The sequence below is a fragment of the Pseudomonas sp. AC172 genome (genome assembly GCF_979258595.1).
Window position 1 is genome coordinate 6,437,717 of record NZ_OZ409868.1, and the last position, 21,281, is coordinate 6,458,997.

20 protein-coding genes and 1 pseudogene are annotated in these 21,281 nt (G+C 59.7%); 11 read left to right on the forward strand and 10 right to left on the reverse strand.

Annotated features, from left to right (window positions below; all coding sequences use genetic code 11):
- Nucleotides 1-3 precede the first annotated feature (3 nt).
- Nucleotides 4-783: an IclR family transcriptional regulator gene (locus ACZ0A4_RS28965; protein ID WP_242205199.1), complete on the reverse strand. Its 780-nt coding sequence runs from the start codon at nt 781-783 to the stop codon at nt 4-6.
- Between the two features lie 164 nt (nt 784-947).
- Between ACZ0A4_RS28965 and hmgA the strand changes: the two genes are divergently transcribed.
- The 4 genes from hmgA (at nt 948) to ACZ0A4_RS28985 (ending at nt 5,728) form a co-directional block, all read left to right on the forward strand.
- A complete protein-coding gene (gene hmgA, locus ACZ0A4_RS28970) occupies nt 948-2,252 on the forward strand; it encodes a homogentisate 1,2-dioxygenase (protein ID WP_463577400.1) in 1,305 nt (434 codons plus the stop codon).
- Between the two features lie 3 nt (nt 2,253-2,255).
- The gene (gene fahA, locus ACZ0A4_RS28975) at nt 2,256-3,560 is read left to right on the forward strand and encodes a fumarylacetoacetase (RefSeq protein ID WP_463577401.1); all 1,305 of its coding nucleotides are present in this window, start codon (nt 2,256-2,258) and stop codon (nt 3,558-3,560) included.
- 12 nt (nt 3,561-3,572) lie between these two features.
- A complete protein-coding gene (gene maiA, locus ACZ0A4_RS28980) occupies nt 3,573-4,208 on the forward strand; it encodes a maleylacetoacetate isomerase (RefSeq protein ID WP_463577403.1) in 636 nt (211 codons plus the stop codon).
- Between the two features lie 149 nt (nt 4,209-4,357).
- The gene (locus ACZ0A4_RS28985; protein ID WP_463577404.1) at nt 4,358-5,728 is read left to right on the forward strand and encodes an MFS transporter; all 1,371 of its coding nucleotides are present in this window, start codon (nt 4,358-4,360) and stop codon (nt 5,726-5,728) included.
- 48 nt (nt 5,729-5,776) lie between these two features.
- On the opposite strand, the gene ACZ0A4_RS28990 is transcribed toward ACZ0A4_RS28985, so the two are convergent.
- Nucleotides 5,777-6,580, reverse strand: coding sequence for a SirB1 family protein (locus tag ACZ0A4_RS28990; protein ID WP_463577406.1), 804 nt, complete (start codon nt 6,578-6,580; stop codon nt 5,777-5,779).
- 185 nt (nt 6,581-6,765) lie between these two features.
- On the opposite strand from ACZ0A4_RS28990, the gene ACZ0A4_RS28995 reads away from it, so the two are divergent.
- Complete coding sequence (locus tag ACZ0A4_RS28995; RefSeq protein ID WP_463577407.1) at nt 6,766-7,785, forward strand: Leu/Phe/Val dehydrogenase; 1,020 nt, start codon at nt 6,766-6,768, stop codon at nt 7,783-7,785.
- A gap of 144 nt (nt 7,786-7,929) precedes the next feature.
- Here the strand turns inward: ACZ0A4_RS28995 and ACZ0A4_RS29000 are convergent.
- Nucleotides 7,930-8,184, reverse strand: a pseudogene (locus tag ACZ0A4_RS29000) (YebG family protein); the annotation flags it as partial.
- A 338-nt stretch (nt 8,185-8,522) separates the two neighbouring features.
- On the opposite strand from ACZ0A4_RS29000, the gene ACZ0A4_RS29005 reads away from it, so the two are divergent.
- A complete protein-coding gene (locus ACZ0A4_RS29005; protein ID WP_026000737.1) occupies nt 8,523-9,023 on the forward strand; it encodes a phosphate-starvation-inducible protein PsiE in 501 nt (166 codons plus the stop codon).
- On the opposite strand, the gene ACZ0A4_RS29010 is transcribed toward ACZ0A4_RS29005, so the two are convergent.
- The 3 genes from ACZ0A4_RS29010 to ACZ0A4_RS29020 all read right to left on the reverse strand — a co-directional run bounded on the left by ACZ0A4_RS29010 (nt 9,020) and on the right by ACZ0A4_RS29020 (nt 12,406).
- Nucleotides 9,020-9,337, reverse strand: coding sequence for a DUF3509 domain-containing protein (locus ACZ0A4_RS29010; RefSeq protein ID WP_141128487.1), 318 nt, complete (start codon nt 9,335-9,337; stop codon nt 9,020-9,022). The genes ACZ0A4_RS29005 and ACZ0A4_RS29010 overlap by 4 nt on opposite strands.
- A gap of 304 nt (nt 9,338-9,641) precedes the next feature.
- Nucleotides 9,642-10,943, reverse strand: a complete 1,302-nt coding sequence (locus ACZ0A4_RS29015; protein ID WP_463577409.1) for a serine/threonine transporter — start codon at nt 10,941-10,943, stop codon at nt 9,642-9,644.
- Nucleotides 10,944-11,029: 86 nt separating this feature from the next.
- A complete protein-coding gene (locus ACZ0A4_RS29020; protein ID WP_463577411.1) occupies nt 11,030-12,406 on the reverse strand; it encodes an L-serine ammonia-lyase in 1,377 nt (458 codons plus the stop codon).
- A gap of 135 nt (nt 12,407-12,541) precedes the next feature.
- On the opposite strand from ACZ0A4_RS29020, the gene ACZ0A4_RS29025 reads away from it, so the two are divergent.
- Together ACZ0A4_RS29025 and ACZ0A4_RS29030 are read left to right on the forward strand one after the other, a co-directional pair.
- The gene (locus ACZ0A4_RS29025; protein WP_463577413.1) at nt 12,542-13,489 is read left to right on the forward strand and encodes a LysR substrate-binding domain-containing protein; all 948 of its coding nucleotides are present in this window, start codon (nt 12,542-12,544) and stop codon (nt 13,487-13,489) included.
- A gap of 200 nt (nt 13,490-13,689) precedes the next feature.
- Nucleotides 13,690-14,094 carry an HPF/RaiA family ribosome-associated protein gene (locus ACZ0A4_RS29030; protein ID WP_422606858.1) on the forward strand — a complete coding sequence of 135 codons (405 nt, stop codon included), beginning with the start codon at nt 13,690-13,692 and terminating at the stop codon, nt 14,092-14,094.
- A 241-nt stretch (nt 14,095-14,335) separates the two neighbouring features.
- On the opposite strand, the gene ACZ0A4_RS29035 is transcribed toward ACZ0A4_RS29030, so the two are convergent.
- The 4 genes from ACZ0A4_RS29035 to ACZ0A4_RS29050 form a co-directional block, all read right to left on the reverse strand.
- A complete protein-coding gene (locus tag ACZ0A4_RS29035) occupies nt 14,336-14,704 on the reverse strand; it encodes an endonuclease domain-containing protein (RefSeq protein WP_463577415.1) in 369 nt (122 codons plus the stop codon).
- 288 nt (nt 14,705-14,992) lie between these two features.
- Nucleotides 14,993-17,326 (reverse strand): TonB-dependent Fe(3+) dicitrate receptor FecA, encoded by a 2,334-nt coding sequence (fecA, locus tag ACZ0A4_RS29040; RefSeq protein ID WP_463577417.1) that lies wholly within the window; start codon nt 17,324-17,326, stop codon nt 14,993-14,995.
- A gap of 133 nt (nt 17,327-17,459) precedes the next feature.
- Complete coding sequence (locus ACZ0A4_RS29045; protein ID WP_463577418.1) at nt 17,460-18,392, reverse strand: DUF4880 domain-containing protein; 933 nt, start codon at nt 18,390-18,392, stop codon at nt 17,460-17,462.
- The gene (locus ACZ0A4_RS29050) at nt 18,389-18,877 is read right to left on the reverse strand and encodes a sigma-70 family RNA polymerase sigma factor (RefSeq protein ID WP_463577420.1); all 489 of its coding nucleotides are present in this window, start codon (nt 18,875-18,877) and stop codon (nt 18,389-18,391) included. The genes ACZ0A4_RS29045 and ACZ0A4_RS29050 overlap by 4 nt, the downstream gene beginning before the upstream one ends.
- 189 nt (nt 18,878-19,066) lie before the next feature.
- Here ACZ0A4_RS29050 and ACZ0A4_RS29055 point away from each other — a divergent pair, with 189 nt between their 5' ends.
- The 3 genes from ACZ0A4_RS29055 to ACZ0A4_RS29065 are packed head-to-tail and all read left to right on the forward strand — an operon-like array spanning nt 19,067 to nt 21,281.
- Nucleotides 19,067-19,372 (forward strand): DUF3649 domain-containing protein, encoded by a 306-nt coding sequence (locus ACZ0A4_RS29055; RefSeq protein ID WP_463577421.1) that lies wholly within the window; start codon nt 19,067-19,069, stop codon nt 19,370-19,372.
- The gene (locus ACZ0A4_RS29060; RefSeq protein ID WP_463577423.1) at nt 19,369-20,955 is read left to right on the forward strand and encodes a PepSY-associated TM helix domain-containing protein; all 1,587 of its coding nucleotides are present in this window, start codon (nt 19,369-19,371) and stop codon (nt 20,953-20,955) included. Before ACZ0A4_RS29055 ends, ACZ0A4_RS29060 begins: the two co-directional genes overlap by 4 nt.
- Nucleotides 20,955-21,281: a DUF3325 domain-containing protein gene (locus ACZ0A4_RS29065; RefSeq protein WP_463577424.1), complete on the forward strand. Its 327-nt coding sequence runs from the start codon at nt 20,955-20,957 to the stop codon at nt 21,279-21,281. Before ACZ0A4_RS29060 ends, ACZ0A4_RS29065 begins: the two co-directional genes overlap by 1 nt.

A 21,281-nucleotide genomic window follows, 5' to 3' on the forward strand; every position in this document is an offset into this window, starting at 1 on the left:
GATTTATCTTTCATAACCCATCCGCCAACTCACGGCCCGCGTCGCCGCCAGTAACCGCTGCGCCGCCGGGCCGTTTTCGTCGGCGTGGAACAGTGAGGTCGGGCCGACAATGGTCAGCACGGCGGCGACGTGGCCGACGGCGTTGAACACCGGTGCGGACAATGCATCCACACCCGGCATCAGCAAACCATGCACATGATGCAGACCGCGTTCGCGGATCTGTTCGCACAGCGTCGCGTAGGCTTTTTCGTCCTTCAAAGGATGATCGACAGCGGCGATTTCCAGTTCGCGCAAATCGTCGGTCTCCCGATGCGGCAGGTAAGCGCTGAAGACCAGTCCGGTCGATGAACTGAGCAGCGGCAACACTGAACCCAATTGCGTCACCACCGTCACCGCACGCACCGCCGGTTCGATGTGCACCACGGTTGCGCCCTGATTGCCCCACACCGCCAAAAAGCAGGTTTCGTTGAGTTCATCGCGCAGTTCGGCCAGCGGCAGGGCGGCGACTTTCAGCACGTCCATACTGTTGAGGGCGGCCAGGCCCACGCGCAACGCTTCACGGCCGAGACCGTAATGGTTGGTGGCGGCGTTCTGCTCGGCAAAACCCGAGGCAATCAACGCCTGCAGATAGCGATGCACTTTGCTTGCTGGCATCTGCACATGCTCGGCCAGTCGCGACAACGAAGTGGACGGCGACAACTCGGCCAAGGCCTTGAGGATGTCGGTGCCGACTTCGGCGGAGCGGACTTTCTGTTTGCCGTTGCTGTCGCTGGTTTTTTCCATGATGCGGCCGGGTTCCGAAACGAATGGGCGTCTTTATAGCTTGACGCTGGATAGCGAGCAAATTACGTTATGCGTAATCGAATTACGATAATAACAACCCCGGCGTGCCGAAACCTCTGAGCCAGAGCGATGGGCCACTGCCGACTCCCTGTTCAGGAGGCTCCATGAACCTCGATTCAACCGCTCAGACGCTGGCGTATCAGTCCGGTTTCGGCAACGAATTCAGCTCTGAAGCGTTGCCCGGCGCGCTGCCCGTCGGCCAGAACTCCCCGCAAAAAGCCCCGTACGGTCTCTACACCGAATTGTTTTCCGGCACCGCGTTCACCATGACTCGCAGTGAAGCGCGGCGGACCTGGATGTACCGCATTCAGCCGTCGGCCAATCACCCGGCCTTCGCCAAACTGGAACGGCAACTGGCGGGCGGCCCATTGGGTGAAGTAACGCCCAATCGCCTGCGCTGGAACCCGCTGGAGATTCCGGCAGAACCGACCGATTTCATCGACGGACTGGTGAGCATGGCCGCCAACGCGGGTGCCGAGAAACCGTCCGGCATCAGCATCTACAACTATGCCGCCAACCGTTCGATGGAGCGCGTGTTCTTCAATGCCGACGGCGAACTGCTGCTGGTGCCGCAACTCGGCCGTCTGCGCATCGCCACTGAATTGGGTGTGCTGGAAGTCGCGCCACTGGAAATCGCCGTGCTGCCGCGTGGCCTGAAATTCCGCGTGGAATTGCTCGACCCGCAAGCACGCGGTTACGTCGCCGAAAACCACGGCGCGCCGCTGCGCTTGCCGGATCTCGGGCCGATCGGCAGTAACGGTCTGGCCAATCCGCGCGATTTCCTGAGCCCGGTCGCCGCCTACGAAAACCTGCAACAGCCGACCACGCTGGTGCAGAAATTCCTCGGCCAGTTGTGGGCCTGCGAACTCAATCACTCGCCGCTGAACGTGGTCGCCTGGCACGGCAACAACGTGCCGTACAAATACGATCTGCGCCGTTTCAACACCATCGGCACGGTGAGTTTTGATCACCCGGATCCGTCGATCTTCACCGTGCTGACTTCGCCGACCAGCGTGCACGGCCTGGCCAACCTCGACTTCGTGATCTTCCCGCCACGCTGGATGGTCGCTGAAAACACCTTCCGTCCACCGTGGTTCCACCGCAATCTGATGAACGAATTCATGGGCCTGATCCAGGGCGAATACGACGCCAAGGCTGAGGGCTTCGTGCCGGGCGGCGCCTCGCTGCACAGTTGCATGAGCGCCCACGGCCCGGATGGCGAGACCTGCACCAAAGCGATCAACGCCGAGCTCGAACCAGCGAAAATCGACAACACCATGGCCTTCATGTTCGAGACCAGCCAAGTGCTGCGCCCAAGCCGCTTCGCCCTCGACTGCCCGCAACTGCAATCCACTTACGACGCCTGCTGGGCTACTTTGCCCGCCACGTTCGACCCGACCCGGAGATAACCCATGACGCAGAATTCCATTACCCGCAGTTGGGTTGCCTCGGCCAACGGCCACACAGATTTCCCCTTGCAGAACCTGCCATTGGGTGTGTTCAGCAGCAACGGTGCGGCGCCGCGTGCTGGCGTGGCGATTGGCGAACACATCTTCGATCTGCAAGTAGCGCTGGAGGCCGGGCTGTTCGACGGCGTCGCGCGCAGCGCAGTCGAAGCCATGCATGGCGGCCAGTTGAACGCATTCTTTAACCTCGGTCGCGAGGCACGTGTAGCCTTGCGAGAGCGTCTGCTGGAACTGTTCAGTGAAGGCAGCACGCATCGCGGCAACATCGAAGCCCAAGGTGCGAAACTGCTGCCACTGGCCGCCGATTGCCAGTTGCACCTGCCGGCACGCATCAGTGATTACACCGATTTCTACGTCGGCATCGAACATGCGCAAAACGTCGGCAAACTGTTCCGTCCGGATAACCCGCTGCTGCCGAACTACAAGCATGTGCCGATCGGTTATCACGGTCGCGCCTCCACCGTGCGTGCATCCGGCACCGACGTGCGTCGCCCGAAAGGCCAGACGCTGCCGGCCGGTCAGACTGAGCCTGTGTTCGGCCCGTGCGCACGTTTGGACTATGAACTGGAACTGGGCATCTGGATCGGTCAGGGCAACGAGATGGGTGACTCGATCGCCATCGACGATGCCGCTGATCACATCGCCGGTTTCTGCCTGCTCAACGACTGGTCGGCGCGCGATATCCAGGCGTGGGAATACCAGCCGCTGGGCCCGTTCCTGTCGAAGAGTTTCATCACCAGCGTGTCGCCGTGGGTCGTAACAGCAGAAGCGCTGGCGCCATTCCGCACCGCGCAACCGAAGCGTCCGGAGGGTGATCCGCAGCCGCTGCCGTACCTGTTCGATCAACGCGATCAGGACGGCGGTGCCTTCGACATCGAACTGGAAGTGTGGCTGCTGACCGAAGGCATGCGCGAGCAGAACCTGCCGGCTCATCGCCTGACCCTGAGCAACACCCGCTACATGTACTGGACCGTCGCACAAATGGTCGCGCACCACAGCGTCAACGGTTGCCAGTTGCAGGCTGGTGACCTGTTCGGTTCGGGCACCTTGTCCGGCCCTGAAAACGGTCAGTTCGGCAGCCTGCTGGAAATCACCGAGGGCGGTAAAAAGCCAATCGAGCTGGCCTCCGGCGAGGTGCGTAAATTCCTCGAGGACGGTGATGAAATCATTCTGCGCGCTCGCTGCGTCCGTGATGGTTTTGCTTCGATCGGCTTCGGCGAATGCCGCGGCAAAGTGCTGGCGGCGCGCTGAGAGGAGCGGGTTATGGATCTTTATACCTATTACCGTTCGACCTCGTCGTACCGGGTGCGAATTGCGCTGGCGCTCAAAGGTCTGGACTACCGGGCGCTGCCGGTCAATCTGATCGCACCGCCGGGTGGCGAGCATCGGCAAGCGGCGTATCTGGCGATCAATCCGCAGGGCCGGGTGCCGGCCTTGCGCACTGACGAGGGCGGTTTGCTGATTCAGTCGCCGGCGATCATCGAGTACCTGGAAGAGCGTTATCCACAGGTGCCGTTGCTGCCGGAAGATCTGCTCGCCCGTGCACAAGTGCGCGGCGTGGCGGCGGTGATCGGTTGCGATGTACATCCGCTGCATAACGTCAGCGTGCTCAATCGCCTGCGCCAGTTGGGGCAGGATGAGCCGCAGGTGGTCGAGTGGATCAGTCACTGGATCGGCCAAGGGCTGGCGACAGTGGAGCAGTTGATTGGCGATGAGGGCTTTTGTTTCGGCGAGTGGCCGTGCGTGGCGGATGTTTACCTGATTCCACAGTTGTATGCGGCTGAGCGGTTCAACGTCAGTCTCGAGGCTTATCCAAAAATTCGTCGTGTGGCTGCACTGGCGGCTGAACATCCGGCGTTCATCAAGGCGCATCCAGCCAACCAACCCGATACACCGTAATTCACCCTGTGGGAGCGAGCTTGCTCGCGAAGACGGTCTGTCAGTCAGCATTTATGTAACTGATACACCGCTTTCGCGAGCAAGCTCGCTCCCACAAGGTTCGGCGTTGAACTACCCCAAAATCATAAAAACAAAACAGGTACCTTGCGATGCACAACCAGATCGCCAGCTTCCGCGCGGCACTCGACGCCCGTCCTGTGTCCCGCTATCAGTGGTTACTCTTGATCCTGCTCGCCTTGCTGCTGGTCACCGATGGCTATGACGCCCAAGTGCTCGGTTACGTGGTGCCCGCGCTGGCACAGGACTGGGGCCTGGAAAAGTCTGCGTTCGGGCCTGTGTTCAGTGCCAACCTGCTTGGCCTCACCCTCGGTTCGCTGGCCGTCACGCCGCTGGCTGACCGCTTTGGCGTGCGCCGGATTCTGCTCACCTGCGTGCTGATCTACGCCACGCTGACGGTGCTGATGGTTTTTGCCGATTCCTTGAACACACTGATGATCGCGCGCTTTATCTGCGGCATCGGCATGGGCGGGGCGATGCCCAGTGCCATGGCGCTGATGTCAGAATATTCGCCACCGCGGTTGCGCACCTTGATGGTGACGCTGGCGGCGTGTGGCTTCTCGTTCGGTGGCGCCGCGGGTGGTTTCGTCGCCGCCGGTTTTATCGACCAGTTCGGCTGGCAAGCGGTGTTCCTCGCCGGTGGCGTCACGCCGTTGCTGCTGTTTCCGTTTCTCTGGTGGATGCTGCCGGAATCGCTGCCGCGCCTGCTGCGTGATGCACCACCGTATGCGCGACTGCGCAAAGTCACCTCGCGCATGCTGCCGGATTGGCAACCGCCCGTTGCCAGCGTCGAACAGAACGAGCGCGAGCAGGGCAGCAAACTGACCGTGGTCGAGTTGTTCCGCAACGGTTACGCACGGCCGACCTTGCTGATCTGGGCGACGTTTTTCGTCAGCCTGATTCTGCTGTATTTCATGATCAGCTGGCTGCCGACACTGCTGCTGGAAAGCGGGTTGAAACTCAACGAAGCCAATCTGGTGACGTCAATGTTCCTGTTCGCCGGTACTTTGGGCGCGATTTGCATGGCCTGGTTTGCCGACCGCTTGAAGCGCAAGGTTCGTTTGTTGTCAGCGGTGTTGGCCGGTGCGGCGCTGTGCACGATTCTGCTCGGGCTCAACCACGACAACCCGCGTTATCTGGTGGCCTGCGTCTTCGCTGCCGGGTTCTGCATCATCGGCGGGCAACTGACGCTGAATGCGTTTGCCAGCAATTTCTACCCGGCGCATGTGCGTGCGACCGGCACCGGATGGGCATTGGGTGTGGGGCGGTTCGGTTCGATTCTCGGGCCGCTGTTTGGCAGCCTGCTGTTGGCGATGCACGTTCCGGTGGCGCAGATTTTCTTCTTCTGTGCGATTCCGGCGGTGATTGCTGCGTTGCTGATCATTCAGGTGCGCTCGCCCACTGACACAGTGCAATCTCCGGTGGGAGCTAGCCTGCTAGCGAAGAACGATAACGCGATCTAACTGAAAGACCGAGCCACCTGCATCGCTAGCAGCTAGCTCCCACAACGATCAGTGGACGACGGAATTGGGCGGCAGGTGACCGAGGCGCTCAGTCAGGCGCAGGCGTTGAATCGGGTCGTCACTCAGCAACAATGCGCGCTCCAGATCGAAGCGCTCGGCATTCGGGCAGTCGAGCCGCTGATACAGGCTGGCGCGGGCCAGATAATCAGCGACGCCCGCGTCACCCAGTTCGAGCACGCGTTCGGCGTCGATCAGCGCGGCAATGAAATCATCATGGGTCAGGTACAACTGCCGCAGGTTGCGCGACAGGCGCTGAAGCATCTGCTGGGGTGAGGCGGTCAGTAGATGCTCGGCATTGAGTTTCATGTTCGGCCCGTATTGGCGCTGCAATAATTCGCGGCAGTCATTGGGATACAAACGCCGGCCTGCGCACGGATCAAGCAAATGATCGGCCCCGGGCACCCGCAACAGGAAGTGTCCGGGGAAGTTGACCCCGACCAGAGGAATCTCCAGGCCCCGCGCCAGTTCCAGGGCAATCAAGGCCAATGCCAGTGGCTGGCCGCGACGGGTTTGCAACACTTTGTGCAGCAGCGCAGCCTGCGGGCGCAGTGGCAGAAAATCGTCCTGTGCAAAACCCAGATCGGTCATGCGGCGTAACAACGGTTGCGCCAGCTCACTCACCGGCAGCATCGGCAAGCCGTAGCTGACCCGTTGTTGCAGGCCTTTGAATTCTTGTAACAGGGCTTCGGGATCGACCGCTTTTTCGTGCTCGGCCGCCATCCACAGCGCGGCTTCGAACAGCGCGGGCGGTGAACGGTGCAGGCATTCGAAAAAACGTTGACGCGGACTCATTGAAATCTCCGTGGAATGCCTCGTTTTAGCCCGCTCCGCGAGATTCGTCCAGTGTCCCGCTGCGCAGGTGTCGGGTTATGCCGTAAAGCCGTTGTCTGCCCGGGCGCTTATTCCGGTGTGCTCCAGCAATTTTCAGGCGCAGGCCTATACTGGCGTTCTACAAGAAGTGATTCGGGAGCCCAACGATGTTTGCGCTCATGCAAAGCACTCGCCTGGAATCGCTGCACCTTAGCGTCGATCCGGTCACCGGGTTGAAGGCGGTCATTGCCATCCATAACAGTCGCCTCGGGCCAGCCTTGGGTGGATGTCGTTATCTTGCCTATCCCAATGACGAATCGGCTGTCGAAGACGCCATCCGCCTCGCTCAGGGCATGAGTTACAAGGCCGCGCTGGCGGGGCTGCCGCAAGGCGGTGGCGTTGCCGTGATCGTGCGTCCGGTGCATGTGGAAAACCGTGGTGCACTGTTCGAAGCGTTTGGCCGTTGCATCAATCAGCTTGATGGTCGCTACATCACCGCGATCGACAGCGGGACCTCGGTGGCGGACATGGACTGCATCGCTCAGCAGACCCAGCATGTCACCAGCACCACGTCGGCCGGTGATCCCGCACCACACGCAGCCATGGGCGTGTTTGCCGGCATTCGCGCAACGGCGATGGCCCGGCTGGGCAGCGATAACCTCGAAGGCTTGCGCATCGCGATTCAGGGCCTGGGCAATGTCGGCTTTGCTTTGGCCGAACAACTCCACGCCGCCGGGGCAGAACTGCTGGTCAGCGACATTGACCACGGCAAAGTACAACTGGCGATGGAGCAACTCAACGCGCACCCGATCGCTAACGACGCATTGCTCAGTACGCCGTGCGACATCCTTGCACCGTGCGGTCTGGGTGGTGTTCTGAACAGCCACACCGTCACGCAATTACGCTGTTCGGCAGTGGCAGGCTCTGCCAACAATCAGCTGACACATCTGGATGTGGCCGATCAACTGGAGCGGCGCGGGATTCTGTATGCGCCAGACTACGTGATCAATGCCGGTGGCTTGATCTACGTCTCGCTGAAACATCGTGGCGAGGAGTTGCCGACGATTACCGCGCATCTGTCGAAGATCAGCTCTCGACTCACCGAAGTATTTGCCCATGCACAGGCGGAAAAACGTTCGCCGGCGCGGGTGGCGGATGAGTTGGCGGAAAGAGTTTTGTATCGCTGAGTTTCACAGGCATGAAAAAGGCCCTGAGCCATTCGACTCAGGGCCTATTCAATTCGGGCGAGATTACTTTGCAGCCTTCGCCGCTTTGGCCGGTTTCGCCGGCGCGTCAACCGTTTCCACGGCTTCAGCTTTTTCGACTGGCTCGGCTGGTGCATTGAGCAGCTCGGACAGTGCATCCGGCTGGCTCTTGAACGCCCGGGCGAACACATCGCGATTCTTCGCCATGTAGATCCCGGCTTCTTCCACTTGCTGTTCAGTCAGGGACGGAACGGCTTTTTGCAGCACATCGGCCAGATATTCGGCCAATTCGAGCATTTTGTCATGACGGTCAGCTTCGGCTTTATCCATGAACAAGCGCTCCAGATCTCGGCTGCTGCGGTATACCACTTCGACGGCCATTCACCACCTCACATGCCTTCACATTAAGTTGTCTTGACGACTACTGTATCCATATACAGCGAAAAGGATAAGCGAATCCCTGCGCCATGGGTAGTGGCTTTTCAATGTAGACCGGATTTCGGGTTTGTCAGATGGACCTTATCGTCTGCATTCGCGAGCAGGCTCGCTCCCACAGGTTCAGCGCAAAGCTTATACCTGCGACCAAACGCCACGGCGCGGGTTTGGCGGCGGCTCGCCATGATGGCGTGGCCTCTTTTCTGCATGACAACCGTTACGTGCAGAAAACCGTCACGTCCAACACGCATCATCCGCTCGCATTCGAGCTAAGGAACATCATCGTGAAAATAAACTGGGCCGAGAAACTGCGGCAAAACGTGCATCAACTGGCCGAGTCCCTGGGCAACCTGTTCGTCGAGACCTTCCACTACCTGGCGTTGTTCGCCATCGGGGCGGTGACGGCGTGGGCGGCGGTGATGGAGTTTCTCGGGATGCTCGAGGAAGGCCACATCAAGATCGATGACATTCTCCTGCTGTTCATCTATCTCGAACTGGGTGCGATGGTCGGGATCTACTTCAAGACCAACCACATGCCGGTGCGCTTTCTGATCTACGTGGCGATCACCGCGCTGACCCGTTTGCTGATCTCCAATGTCTCGCACCACAACCCGCCGGACATGGGCATCATCTACCTGTGCGGCGGGATTCTGCTGCTGGCGTTCTCGATTCTGGTGGTGCGTTACGCCTCGTCGCAATTTCCGTCGGTGAAGATCGAGAAACCGCAGCGCAAACTTGGCGCCGGTTCCAGCGAGCATCCGGAAGTCGAGAAGGGCGAGCTTTAAAGCCCGGCCGCTTGTCCGGGCTGGCCGATGACGCGTGGCGGTGGCGGGGTCAGTCCGTCGCCGCTGGTCATCGCTTCGAGAATCGCCATGGCGCTGTGGCCCTGTTCGATGGCGATGCCGAATTGAATGCTTTGCACCAGGCGCTTGAGGCGCGCAGGGTCATTGCGCTGCTCGGCGCTGATCATGCGTTTGGCCACGATGTGGCCGCTGTTCGACAGGGTCAGCATGATGCTGCCGTCCAGGCCCTGAATGCTCAGGTTGATCTGATAGTCCGGCGCGAAGGCATCGGTAATGATCTGAAAAGGATTGTCCATGATGCGTCACCGCCTGATTGAACGTGCAGTTGTTGACCGGCCGTGATCGGGTTGGTTCGCCAAACCGGATCATCGGCCATTCCGTGGCCTGTATTTGTTGCTTCATGTAGGAACTGTCGAGTGAAACGAGGCTGCAATCTTTTGATCTTCGGTGTTTTGATTTCGATCATGAAGATCAAAAGATCGCAGCGTGCGACAGCTCTCACAGGGGAGTAGCAAGGGCTGTGCCGGGAAAATTGTCGAACAATGAACACGGGCATAAAAAAGGCGATCCACGTGGCTCGCCTTTTTTAATGGCCCGTTTTCAGGGCAGAACCGAGTAGATGATCGCTGACAGTGCAATCAGGCCGATCAACACCACAAACACGTTGGACACCTGGCCCGAATACTGGCGCAAGGCTGGCACGCGGCGGATGGCGTACATCGGCATCAGGAACAACAGGCAGGCAATCACCGGCCCGCCGAGGGTTTCGATCATGCCGAGGATGCTCGGGTTGAAGGTCGCCACGGCCCAGCAGCTGAGGATCATGAACACGGCGGTCGCGCGGTTCAGCCAGCTTGCCGACATCACCCGGCCACGGCTGCGCAGGCTTTTCACGATCATGCCCTGGAAGCCTTCGCTGGCACCGATGTAGTGGCCGAGGAAGGATTTGGTGATCGCCACCAGCGCAATCAACGGCGCGGCGTAAGCGATGACCGGGGTCTGGAAGTGGTTGGCCAGGTACGACAGGATCGAAATGTTCTGTGCCTTGGCTGCCGCGAGATCCGCCGGTGAAAGCGCCAGCACACAACTGAAGCAGAAGAACATCACCGTGACGACCATCATGCCGTGGGCCACCGCGAGAATGCCGCTGCTTTTGCGTTCGGCCTGCTCGCCGTAGCGTTGTTTCTGATCAACCGCGAACGCGGAGATGATCGGCGAATGGTTGAACGAGAACACCATCACCGGGATCGCCAGCCACATCGTCTTGAAGAACACCGACATCGGCATCGCCTCTTGAGCGCTGGCGAAAAACGCGCCGTTCCAGTTCGGAATCAGGCTGAGCGCGAGCAGCAGCAATGCCGCAACAAAGGGATAAACCAGCACGCTCATGGCTTTGACGATGACGCTTTGACCGCAGCGCACGATCGCCATCAGACCGAGAATCAACACCAGCGAGAGGATTGCCCTTGGCGGCGGGGCGATGTGCAACTGGTGTTCGAGGAAACTGCTCAGGGTGTTGGTCAGCGCGACGCTGTACACCAGCAGGATCGGGAAGATCGCGAAGAAATACAGCAGCGTGATCAGCTTGCCGGCACCGATGCCGAAGTGTTCTTCAACCACTTCGGTGATGTCCCCGGAACGTCCGGACAAGACGAAACGAGTCAGGCCACGGTGAGCGAAAAACGTCATGGGGAAGGCCAGTACCGCGAGAATCAGCAGCGGCCAGAAACCGCCGACACCGGCGTTGATCGGCAGGAACAACGTCCCGGCACCGATGGCCGTGCCGTACAGGCCGAGCATCCAGGTGGTGTCGAATTTGCTCCAGCCCGTGTGGGCTGTTTCTGTATAGCGTGTGCGGTCTACAGCGGGATTTTCGGCAGCAGGTGTACGTACATCGGTCATCGGTATCGCCTCGTTATTATTTTTGCTCGGGCTCACGGTTGGCAGACCGTCGAATGCGATCTGCCGGGGCGGTCAGGGAGTGCGCGTCAGCACTCCACCCAGTTCACAGCCAGGCCGCCCCGTGAAGTCTCTTTGTATTTGTCGTGCATGTCGGCGCCGGTATCGCGCATGGTGCGGATGACCCGGTCGAGGGAAATGAAGTGGTTGCCGTCACCGCGCAAGGCCATTTGCGTGGCATTGATCGCTTTCACCGCAGCGATGGCGTTGCGCTCGATGCACGGCACTTGTACCAGGCCGCCGACCGGGTCACAGGTCAGGCCGAGGTTGTGTTCCAGACCGATTTCGGCAGCGTTTTCCAATTGTTCCGGGGTGGCGCCGAGTACATCGGCAAGGCCGGCGGCAGCCATCGCACAGGCCGAACCGACTTCGCCCTGACAGCCGACTTCGGCGCCGGAGATCGAAGCATTTTTCTTGCACAGAATGCCGACGGCGGCCGCACCGAGGAAGAAAGCGACGACATCATCGTCAGACGCGTCCGGATTGAATTTCATGTAGTAGTGCAGAACGGCGGGAATGATCCCGGCTGCACCGTTGGTCGGCGCGGTGACCATGCGCCCGCCGGCCGCGTTCTCTTCGTTGACGGCGAGGGCGAACAGGTTGACCCATTCCATCGCCGACAGCGTCGAACTGATCACGTTCGGCTTGCCGATCTCCAGCAGGCTGCGATGCAGTTTCGCTGCACGACGCGGCACATGCAAACCACCGGGCAGGATGCCTTCGTGGCGCAGGCCCTGCTCCACACATTCACGCATCACCGACCAGATATGCAGCAGGCCTTGGCGGATTTGCGCGTCGCTACGCCAGGCGCGTTCGTTGGCCATCATCAGTTCGGACACGCGCAGGTTGTGCTGTTTGCACAGTGACAACAGTTCGGCGGCGCTGGAGAAATCGTACGGCAACACCACGTCGCCGGCCGGAGCGACACCGGACTCGGCTTCCGCCGCTTCGATGATGAAGCCGCCGCCAACCGAGTAGTACGTCTGCTCGAACAACTCGGCGGTTTCGCCAAAGGCTGTCAGCGACATGGCGTTGGGGTGGTAGGGCAGGCTCTCATCCAGGAGCAGGAGATCGCCCTGCCAGTTGAAGGCAATCGAGCGTTGCCCGGCGAGGGACAGTTGGCCTGTCTCGCGCAGTTGCTGAATGCGGGGATCGATGGTCGCCGGATCGATGCTGTCCGGCCATTCGCCCATCAGGCCCATCACCGTTGCGCGGTCAGTGGCGTGACCGACACCAGTGGCCGACAGCGAACCGTACAAACGGATTTCCACACGACGCACATCATTCAACAAATGCTGATCAATCAGCGCTTGAGCGAAGGTCGCTGCCGCCCGCATCGGGCCGACGGTGTGGGAACTGGACGGGCCTATGCCGACTTTGAAAAGATCGAAAACACTGATAGCCATGCTAAACCCTTACAAGCAATGGAGTAGGAATCGCTGCCATTTTTTGTAGGACAAGCGCAATGTCGGCGATACTGCCTACCTCGGTCCTACGTGACTAACGAAACTTCCTAAGTAAGCCTTTAGCAGGACTAAACGATGAGTCGTCAATTGCATGCCCAGACCTATGTCTGGCTACAGGTGTTTTCCTGTGCCGCACGGCATTTGTCGTTCACCCGGTGTGCCGAAGAACTGCACATCACCCCGGGGGCGGTCAGTCAGCAGATTCGGCAACTGGAAGAGCGCCTCGGTTTTCGTCTGTTTCATCGGCGCGCGCGCGGTGTGGAATTGAGTGCAGAAGGGCAGCGGTTGGCGATTACCGTCAATGAGGCGTATGGCAGCATTGATGCAGAATTGCGGCGACTGGACGCCGGGATGATCAGCGGGATTTTGCGTGTGCGCTCGATTCCGTCGTTCCTCAGCAAGTGGCTGACGCCGCGTCTGCCACGCCTGCAACAGCGCTATCCGGACATTCAACTGCGGCTCGTCGCCGAGGACAGCAGCGTGCCGTTGCACGAGGGGGACTTTGATCTGGCGATCGATCTGAACGATGGCAGTTACCCGGGATTGTTATCCACAGCCTTGCTCGACGAGCAGATCTTCCCGGTGTGTGCGCCGGGTTTGTTGCGCGGGCGCCCACCGCTTCATGGGCCAGCGGATCTGGTGCATTTCCCGTTGCTGCATGACATCACCGCCTGGCGTGGCAGCTATGAATACGCAGAGTGGGAATTCTATTTGAACGCGATCGGCTTTGAGGGGGCCGATGTACGGCGTGGGCACACCTTCAATCGCAATCACCTGACCATCGAAGCGGCGATTGCTGGCATGGGCGTGGCAATCGCACGACGCACATTGCTCAACGATGAGCTGGAGCGAGGGACGTTGATTGTGCCATTCGGCCTGTCGGTGCCCAATCACAAACGCTACGTGTTGCTCTATGCGCCGGGGGCGTTGAGCCATCCGGGCGTGCGTGCGGTGCATGATTGGCTGGTGGAGGAGGCGGGGATTTTTCGTGGTTTGCACCCGTTGAACGACGGGCAATTGTGAGCAAATTTTGCAGGGTTGCGAGGCGACCCAACTCCCGACCTTACCAGTGCTTTGCCCGGTTGTCCGGCTTTTTTTGCGAATGAATATTTATCTTTTTTCAGGGGTTGAAATGTTCGACGGTCGGGCCGATTGTTGTAACCAAGGGGTCAGGAAATTCAATTCAAGGCCCCTCGCGAGCTAGCTGAAATAAGGGATGAACTATGCAAATCCAAGTCAACAGTGATAACCATATTCAAAGCAGTAAACGACTGGAGGAGTGGGTACGTACAACCATTGAGAGCACGCTCGACCGTTATGAAGAAGACCTGACCCGTGTCGAAGTCCACCTGAGCGACGAGAACGGTGACAAACCAGGTCCCCATGACTTGCGCTGCCAACTGGAAGCGCGGCCAAAAGGCCATCAACCGATTTCCGTGACCCACAAGGCCGATTCGCTGGAACAGGCGATCGATGGCGCAGCCGAAAAACTCGAGCACGCCCTGGAGCACCTTTTCGGCAAACTGCGAGGTAAACCACGGGCCGCTGTGGTGCCATTTAGCAAGGCGAATGATGCTTTGCTGGAGGAAGAATTCCTTGAGAATGAACAGGCAGCGATCAACAGTTGATGCGCTGATTTCATAAGCCACCCAATGAGAACGGGCCTGCGGAAGCAGGCCCGTTTTTTGTTTGTAAGCAGAAAAGCCCCTCACCCCAGCCCTCTCCCGGAGGGAGAGGGAGCCGACCGAGGTGTCTGAAGAGGTACGTCGACCTGAAAGACTGCGTTGATTATGGATTCGGCACAGTTCTTTCAGGTCGATGAGTTTCTGAAGCATCCCGCAATCAGTTCCCTCTCCCTCTGGGAGAGGGTTAGGGTGAGGGCAATCTTCGAACTGCCGCAATTCGTATGATCTGCTCCAGTACTTCATCCATCTGCTGAAGTACCTCCAAATTACTGAAACGCACGGCTTCAATACCCTTTTGATTCAGGTAGCGTGTCCGGCGTTGGTCATGAATCAATCCCGACGTTTCAAAGTGCTGGCCCCCGTCCAGTTCAATCGCCAATTTCAGCTCGGCACAGTAAAAATCCAGCACGTAAGGCGGACACGGAAACTGCCGACGAAATTTCAGATTGGCAATTTGGCGGGAGCGAAGCTTTTGCCAGAGCAGGTATTCACAGTCGGTTTGCTGAACGCGTAACTGGCGGGCGAATTGGGCGAGGGTGGGGCGATTTTGCATGCTTCACGATCCTTGTGAAGTGGGTTTGAGATTTTACTGTAGCTGAGAACCCTCACCCCAGCCCTCCCGAAACGTCGGACCGCCCGTAGGGAGAGGGGGCCGACCGAGGTGTCTGGCGTTGTACATCGACCTGAAAGACCGAGTCGATTATGGATTCGGCAAAGCGGTTTCAGGTCAAGTCGATTATGGATTCGGCAAAGCAGAATCAGGTCGGCGTAGCTCGCAAGCATCCTCCAATCAGTCCCCTCTCCCTCCGGGAGAGGGTTAGGGTGAGGGGCTCTTCAATCCTCAGAACGCTACCGAAGTCTGCACATAGACCGTCCGCGGTTCCCCCACATATTTGCCTTTGTTGTTGTCATCAAACGAGCGCGTGAAGTACTGGGTGTTGAAGATGTTCTTCACCCCCACCGCCACGTTCAGATCCGACAACTGCGGCCCGAAGTCATACCCGGCGCGGCTGCTGAACAGCATGTAGCCCGGGATCTTGCCGGTGCTGCCATCGGCACTTTCCTTCGAGGTGTTGGCGTTATCGGCGAACTGGTCGCTCTGGAAGCTGCTGTCCAGATTCAACTTCCACGGGCCTTCGGTGTAACCGACGCCGATCGTGCCTTTGTGTTTCGACGAGAACGGTACGCGATTGCCCTTGTTCGGTCCGTCTTCGCGGATGGTCGCGTCAACATAAGCGTAAGTGGCGTAGATATCGAAACCGGCGAGCGCCGGGCTCAAGTCATCCAGCGCGTAATTGACGCTGGTCTCGATACCTTGATGGCGAGTTTCGCCTCGGGCAATCACCGAATCGTTGGTCTGATTACTTTCGTACTGGTTATCGAAGTTGATCAGGAATGCGCCAATCTCCGCTCGTAACGCACCGTTGTCATAGCGCGTGCCGAGTTCCCAGGTGCGCGCCTTTTCCGGTTTCACTTCGCCGCTGGTTACGCGGTTGGGCATCTGGCTGTATTGCACGCTGCCGAACGAGCCTTCGGTGTTGGCGTAGAGGTTCCAGCTATCAGTCAGGTGATAGAGCACGTTCAATGCTGGCAGTGCGGTGTTGTAGTCGCCCTTGTATTTGACGTTGGTCAGGTTGTTGGTCTGTTGCGACTCGATCATCTCGTAGCGCACGCCCGGGGTGATCGTCCATTTACCGATGTCGATGCGATCGTCGACGAAGAACGCATTGGCCTCGGTGCCGCCACGGGTGTCGCGGTCATTGCGGCTGCTGGTGGTCGGGTATTCGTTGCTGCTGATCGGCGTGCGATAGCGCAGCTCGTGGCCAGCCTCGTTGATGTAGCGGTAGCCGACGCCGACTTCATGGCTGGTCGGGCCGAGGTCGAAGCCTTGGGCGAAACGGGTTTCCAGACCGCGCACCCAATACTCGCGCGGCGACAGCGAAAGGAACGTGCCCTGATCGAGATAACCGCTGCGCAGGGTCTTGGTGAAGAAGGTGTTGGCGGTGAATTCGCGGCGATCTTCCTGATAGCGATAGCCGAAGTTGAACATCGTACGGCGGCCCCAGAACTGGTCTTTCGGCCGTGTCGACTGGTACGGATCGGCGTCGTAATCGGCAACGTTCAAACCGCCCGGCATGTCAGCCTTACCTTCGTAATACTGGGCCATGGCGTTGAAGCTGTTGGCTTCGTCGAGCTGGTATTTGCCCTTGAGGATCAGGTCGTCGATTTCAGTGTCGCTGTGCTCACGCCAGTCGCCGCCGCGGGTGCCGGAGTACAGCAGCGCGCCGCCGAGGCCATTGGCATTGGTGCCACCGGCCAGCAGGTTGGCACTGGTCTTGAAGCCGTCATGGCTCGACGATGGGCTGGTTTCCGTCTGGAAGCCGCCCTTGACCGTTGGCTGGTCGGGAATCGCCCGGGTCACGAAGTTGACCACGCCGCCGACGTTCTGCGGGCCGTAACGCACGGCGCCGCCGCCGCGCACCACGTCCACGGCATCCATGTTGCCCATGCTGATCGGCGCGAACGACAGTTGTGGCTGACCGTAAGGCGCGAACGGCACCGGAATGCCGTCCATCAACACCGTCGAGCGCGCGGCCAGGCGCGGATTCAACCCACGAATGCCGAAGTTCAGCGCCATGTCATGACTGCCGGTGCCGTTGTTTTCCGGGGCGTTGACGCCGGGGATACGGTTGAGCACATCACGGGCCTGCGTTGCGCCCTGACGTTCGAACTCTTCGCGACGGATCACATCACGGGCACCGGGATGTTCGAAGACGTTGATTTGCGCAGCATCGCCGAGCCAGTCGCCGACGACTTTCGACGTGTCCAGTTCCAGCGCGGTATCCGCCACCGGTTGCAGGCTGAACGCATTGTTGCCCTCGGCGCGCGCTTGCAGACCGGTGCCTGCAAGCAATGCATTCAAACCGTGCTCGGGCGTGTAGCTGCCTTCCAGGCCACTGCTTTGCACGCCGCTGGTGACTTGCGAACCAAACGAAATCAGCACGCCCGCTTCCCGGCCAAACTGGTTGAGGGCGTTCTCCAGCGATGACGGCGCGATGTGATAGGCCTTGGCATCAGCGGCCATCGCGGCGGGCACGGCGCTAAGGCTCAGGCTGGCGCCGAGGACGAGGTTGCGCAGGCTGCGGGCCAGTGGCGTGAGGCGGGTGGGGTGCATGGTGGATGATCCTGAGAAGGTTGAATCAAGGGGGGCTTTCCTTCTCTGTCACGCCAGATCCGAAAAACGGCTCATTTATTTTTAAATCAAAAGATCGCAGCCCGAGCCTTCGGACGATCTTCTGATCTCGCTCTTAAACCCGCGCTTCGACACTCACCCAGTAGCGGGTAAAGCGCTTCACCTTCACCGGCAAACTGATTTCCAGCAGGTCGAGAATCCGCTCGCTGTCATCCAGCGGGTAAGTCCCGGAGATCAGCAGGTCGGCGACGTTATTGGCGCAATTAAGCTGGCCGCGACGATAACGGCCTAGCTCATCGAGGAAGTCGCCCAGACGCATGTGCGCCGCCACCAGCATGCCGTCGGCCCAGGCGCCGCTGTTGGCATCCAGCGGTTTGGCTTCGCTGACAGATGTCGAGGTAAAGCTCAACTGACGCGCGAGCGGCAGCAACATCGGCGCGCGTCCGTTGCTGCTCAGCTCGACCCGGCCTTCAAACAGCGCAACCTGGGTGCGATCGGCAAATTGACGCACATTGAGGCGTGCGCCGTGACTTCTCAGAGTGCCTTGGGCCGTGCGCACTTCGAACGATTGCGCGGCAGTCAGGAGGATTTCACCTTCGAGCAAGCGGATCAGTCGCACCGAAGTGTCGACATCCGCAGCGCTGGCGGTATTGAGTTGCAACTGATCGCCGGCACCGAGCGCCACCTTGCGTCGTTGCCCGATCGGACTGCGGTAATCAGCGAGCAGCGATGGCAATGGATTGTGTTCGCGCATGCCCCAAGTGACCGCCGAGCCGGCGCCGAGAATCAGCAGCAGTTTCAGTGCCTGACGACGACTGCCGGACTTCGGCCCGTTCAACGCCGCGTGCGCCAGTGGCGAAGACACACCGCGCAAGCGCTGATTAACCCGCTGAATATGCTCCCACGCCCGCCGGTGCTCGCTGTGCGCGTCCAGCCATTGTTGCCAGGCGTTTTGCTGGCGCGGCGAGAGCGTGCCTTGCTGCATTTCCATCAACCAGTGCACGGCCTGTTCCGCCACCTGTGAGGAGAAATCCGGTGTGCGGTTCATAGGGCGAAGTAGCAGCGCATCGCCGCTTTGTTCAGATGACGCTTGACCGTGGCCACTGAGATGCCGAGTTCGGCGGCGATCTGTGGATACGTCAGGCCATCGACCTGCGCCAGCAAAAAAGCGCGTTTGACCTGACGCGGCAAACCGTCCAACAACTCATCCAGTTCCATCAGGGTTTGCAGGATGATCGCTTTGTGTTCTTCCGACGGCGCGACCATGTCTGGCATCTGCGCCAAGGTGTCGAGGTAGGCGCGCTCCAGATCCTGACGGCGGTAATGATTGAACAGGACGCGCTTGGCCAACGTCGTCAGAAAGGCGCGCGGCTCGATGATCACCGGCGGTTCGTGGGCGGTGAGCACTTTGATGAACGTGTCCTGCGCCAGATCCGCCGCGCTGTCCGGGCAGCCGAGTTTGCGCCGCAGCCAGCCAGTCAGCCAGCTGTGATGGGCCTGATAGAGCGATTCGACGGGATGGGCGGAGGACAACGGGATTACTCCGGGCGCTACGGGACGCGGTAGAGAGCATGCGTTAGAGAACAAGAACTGTTCGCATTGTAGGGGCTGAAGGTTGTTGCCGGCAATCAGATGCTTTTGCATATGAGAATATTTATCATTAATATTGGCCGCCTCTGGTTCGGCTTATCGGCCGGACGTTTTTCGTTTCAGGGTAGAAACATGAAAGACAAACTCGCCACACTTCCCATGTCCTATCGTCTGGCAGTCACCTCGCGGGTGCTGGCGGCGATTTTCGGTGGCTATCTGGTTGCGGCGCTGGCCAGTGTCACCCTGACGCTGTGGCTGCCGTTGAGCCGTGCCGAAGCGGTGGTGACCGGCATGACCGTTTCCTTTCTGGTCTATCTGGTGGCGGTGCTTTGGTGCTTCGCCTGTCGCACGGCTTGGTCGGCGTGGGTCGGATTGCTGGTGCCGAGCGTGATTCTGGCGACCATCTCCGGCGCGGCGCGTGGATTGGGACTGGCATGAAAGAGGGCTTCCGTCAGGCGATGGCCTGGCTGCACACCTGGACCGGACTGCTGTTCGGCTGGTTGCTGTTCGCGATTTTCCTGACCGGGACGCTGGCGTATTTCAAAGATGAAATCAGCCACTGGATGCAGCCGGAAATCCCCGCACGACCGGTGAGCGCCGAGACTAGCCTGACGCTGGCCCAGGATTATCTGCAGCAACACGCGGGCGGCGCGTCACGCTGGCTGATCGATTTACCTGATGCCCGAGATCCCGGCCTGACCGTGCGTTGGCAACAAGCGCCGGCCAATCCCGACGAGCGCGGGCGCTTTGAATCGAAAACCCTCGACGCGCAAACCGGCGCCGAAGTACAGGGTCGCGCAAGCATGGGCGGCGAGTTCTTCTACCGGTTTCACTTCCAGTTGCAAATGCCTTATCCGTGGGGCCGTTGGCTGGCGACCATTGCCGCGATGGTGATGTTTGTCGCCCTGATCAGCGGGATCATCACCCACAAGAAAATCTTCAAGGACTTCTTCACCTTCCGCCCGCGCAAGGGCCAGCGTTCCTGGCTCGACGGGCATAACGCGGTGGGTGTGCTGGTGCTGCCGTTTCACTTGATGATCACCTACAGCAGTCTGGTGATTTTCATGTCGATGGTCATGCCGGCGAGCATCGTCGCGTCGTATGGCAGTGACGTGCGCACGTTTTATGACGAAGTTTTCCCGGCGTCGAAGACCCTGGAACGCGCCAACATCGAGGCACCGTTGGCGGCCATGGCGCCGCTGTTGAGCAAGGCCAGCGAGCAATGGTCTGGCGGCCATACGGCGCGTCTGTCCGTGAATAATCCCGGAGATGCCAATGCCACCGTGGTGCTGTCGCGCGCGGGTGATCGCGTGGTGCATGATTTCGGCCGCGCCGTGACCTTCAACGGTGCGACCGGGCAGATGCTCGGCAGCACACCGGAGCAGCCGGTGGCGATGGCGGTGGGTGGCGCGTTCTATGGTTTGCACATGGGCCACTTTGCCGGGCCGCTCTTGCGTTGGCTGTATTTCATTTGCGGATTGGCCGGCACCGCGATGATCGGCACCGGGCTGGTGATCTGGCTAGGCAAGCGTCAACTTAAACACGCCAAGAGCGGCGTGATGCCGTTCGAACTGCGGCTGGTGGAAGTACTGAACATCGCCAGCATGGCCGGGCTGGTGTTGGCGGTCGCGGTGTTCTTCCTGGCCAATCGTCTATTGCCGGTGAATCTCGCCGGACGCGCAGATTGGGAAGTGAACGCGTTCTTCATCGCTTGGGGCTTGAGCGTGCTGCACGCGGTGTTACGACCAGGGCGCAAAGCCTGGGTTGAACAGCTTGTTTTGGGCGCTGCACTGTTTGTTGCGGTGCCGCTGATCAATGCCCTGACCACGCCTTGGAATATCGGCATCGCTTTGCTGCAACGCGATTGGGCGTTGGCCGGTTTTGATCTGACGTGCCTCGCAACAGGTTTTTTCCTCGCCTGGGCTGCATGGAAAATGCAGCGCGCCGGCAACACGGTTAGCGTAAAAAAGCCACGTCGCGAAACGCCACGGTCGATCACTCTTGAGCAAGGGGTTAACTGATGCTGCTGGCCCTGTTGCTCACCTACGCCGGATTCACCGCGTTGTGCCTGTCGATGCCTCGACACCACGAGGAACTGCTCGGCCGCAAACCTTCCACGCGTCGCCGTCAGGGCCTGAAACTGGCCGGGTGGTTTTTGTTGGGCTTGTCGCTGTGGGCTGCCGTTTCTGCCAACGGCTGGAGTTTCGGTCTGGTCGATTGGTTCGCCGTACTGATGCTCAGCGCCCTGGCGTTGGTATTGCTGCTGCCGTATCGCCCACGTCTGGCCTTGGCGCTGGCCGGGGCAAGTCTGCTCGCCAGTCCGGTCGCCGCATGGGCGCAGTGCTGA

Bases quoted from the DNA above. Each gene is read 5' to 3' on its own strand.
- ACZ0A4_RS28965 (WP_242205199.1), bottom strand. From the start codon at position 783: ATGGAAAAAACCAGCGACAGCAACGGCAAACAGAAAGTCCGCTCCGCC.
- hmgA (WP_463577400.1), top strand. From the start codon at position 948: ATGAACCTCGATTCAACCGCTCAGACGCTGGCGTATCAGTCCGGTTTC.
- fahA (WP_463577401.1), top strand. From the start codon at position 2,256: ATGACGCAGAATTCCATTACCCGCAGTTGGGTTGCCTCGGCCAACGGC.
- maiA (WP_463577403.1), top strand. From the start codon at position 3,573: ATGGATCTTTATACCTATTACCGTTCGACCTCGTCGTACCGGGTGCGA.
- ACZ0A4_RS28985 (WP_463577404.1), top strand. From the start codon at position 4,358: ATGCACAACCAGATCGCCAGCTTCCGCGCGGCACTCGACGCCCGTCCT.
- ACZ0A4_RS28990 (WP_463577406.1), bottom strand. From the start codon at position 6,580: ATGAGTCCGCGTCAACGTTTTTTCGAATGCCTGCACCGTTCACCGCCC.
- ACZ0A4_RS28995 (WP_463577407.1), top strand. From the start codon at position 6,766: ATGTTTGCGCTCATGCAAAGCACTCGCCTGGAATCGCTGCACCTTAGC.
- ACZ0A4_RS29010 (WP_141128487.1), bottom strand. From the start codon at position 9,337: ATGGACAATCCTTTTCAGATCATTACCGATGCCTTCGCGCCGGACTAT.
- ACZ0A4_RS29015 (WP_463577409.1), bottom strand. From the start codon at position 10,943: ATGACCGATGTACGTACACCTGCTGCCGAAAATCCCGCTGTAGACCGC.
- ACZ0A4_RS29020 (WP_463577411.1), bottom strand. From the start codon at position 12,406: ATGGCTATCAGTGTTTTCGATCTTTTCAAAGTCGGCATAGGCCCGTCC.
- ACZ0A4_RS29025 (WP_463577413.1), top strand. From the start codon at position 12,542: ATGAGTCGTCAATTGCATGCCCAGACCTATGTCTGGCTACAGGTGTTT.
- ACZ0A4_RS29030 (WP_422606858.1), top strand. From the start codon at position 13,690: ATGCAAATCCAAGTCAACAGTGATAACCATATTCAAAGCAGTAAACGA.
- ACZ0A4_RS29035 (WP_463577415.1), bottom strand. From the start codon at position 14,704: ATGCAAAATCGCCCCACCCTCGCCCAATTCGCCCGCCAGTTACGCGTT.
- fecA (WP_463577417.1), bottom strand. From the start codon at position 17,326: ATGCACCCCACCCGCCTCACGCCACTGGCCCGCAGCCTGCGCAACCTC.
- ACZ0A4_RS29045 (WP_463577418.1), bottom strand. From the start codon at position 18,392: ATGAACCGCACACCGGATTTCTCCTCACAGGTGGCGGAACAGGCCGTG.
- ACZ0A4_RS29055 (WP_463577421.1), top strand. From the start codon at position 19,067: ATGAAAGACAAACTCGCCACACTTCCCATGTCCTATCGTCTGGCAGTC.
- ACZ0A4_RS29060 (WP_463577423.1), top strand. From the start codon at position 19,369: ATGAAAGAGGGCTTCCGTCAGGCGATGGCCTGGCTGCACACCTGGACC.
- ACZ0A4_RS29065 (WP_463577424.1), top strand. From the start codon at position 20,955: ATGCTGCTGGCCCTGTTGCTCACCTACGCCGGATTCACCGCGTTGTGC.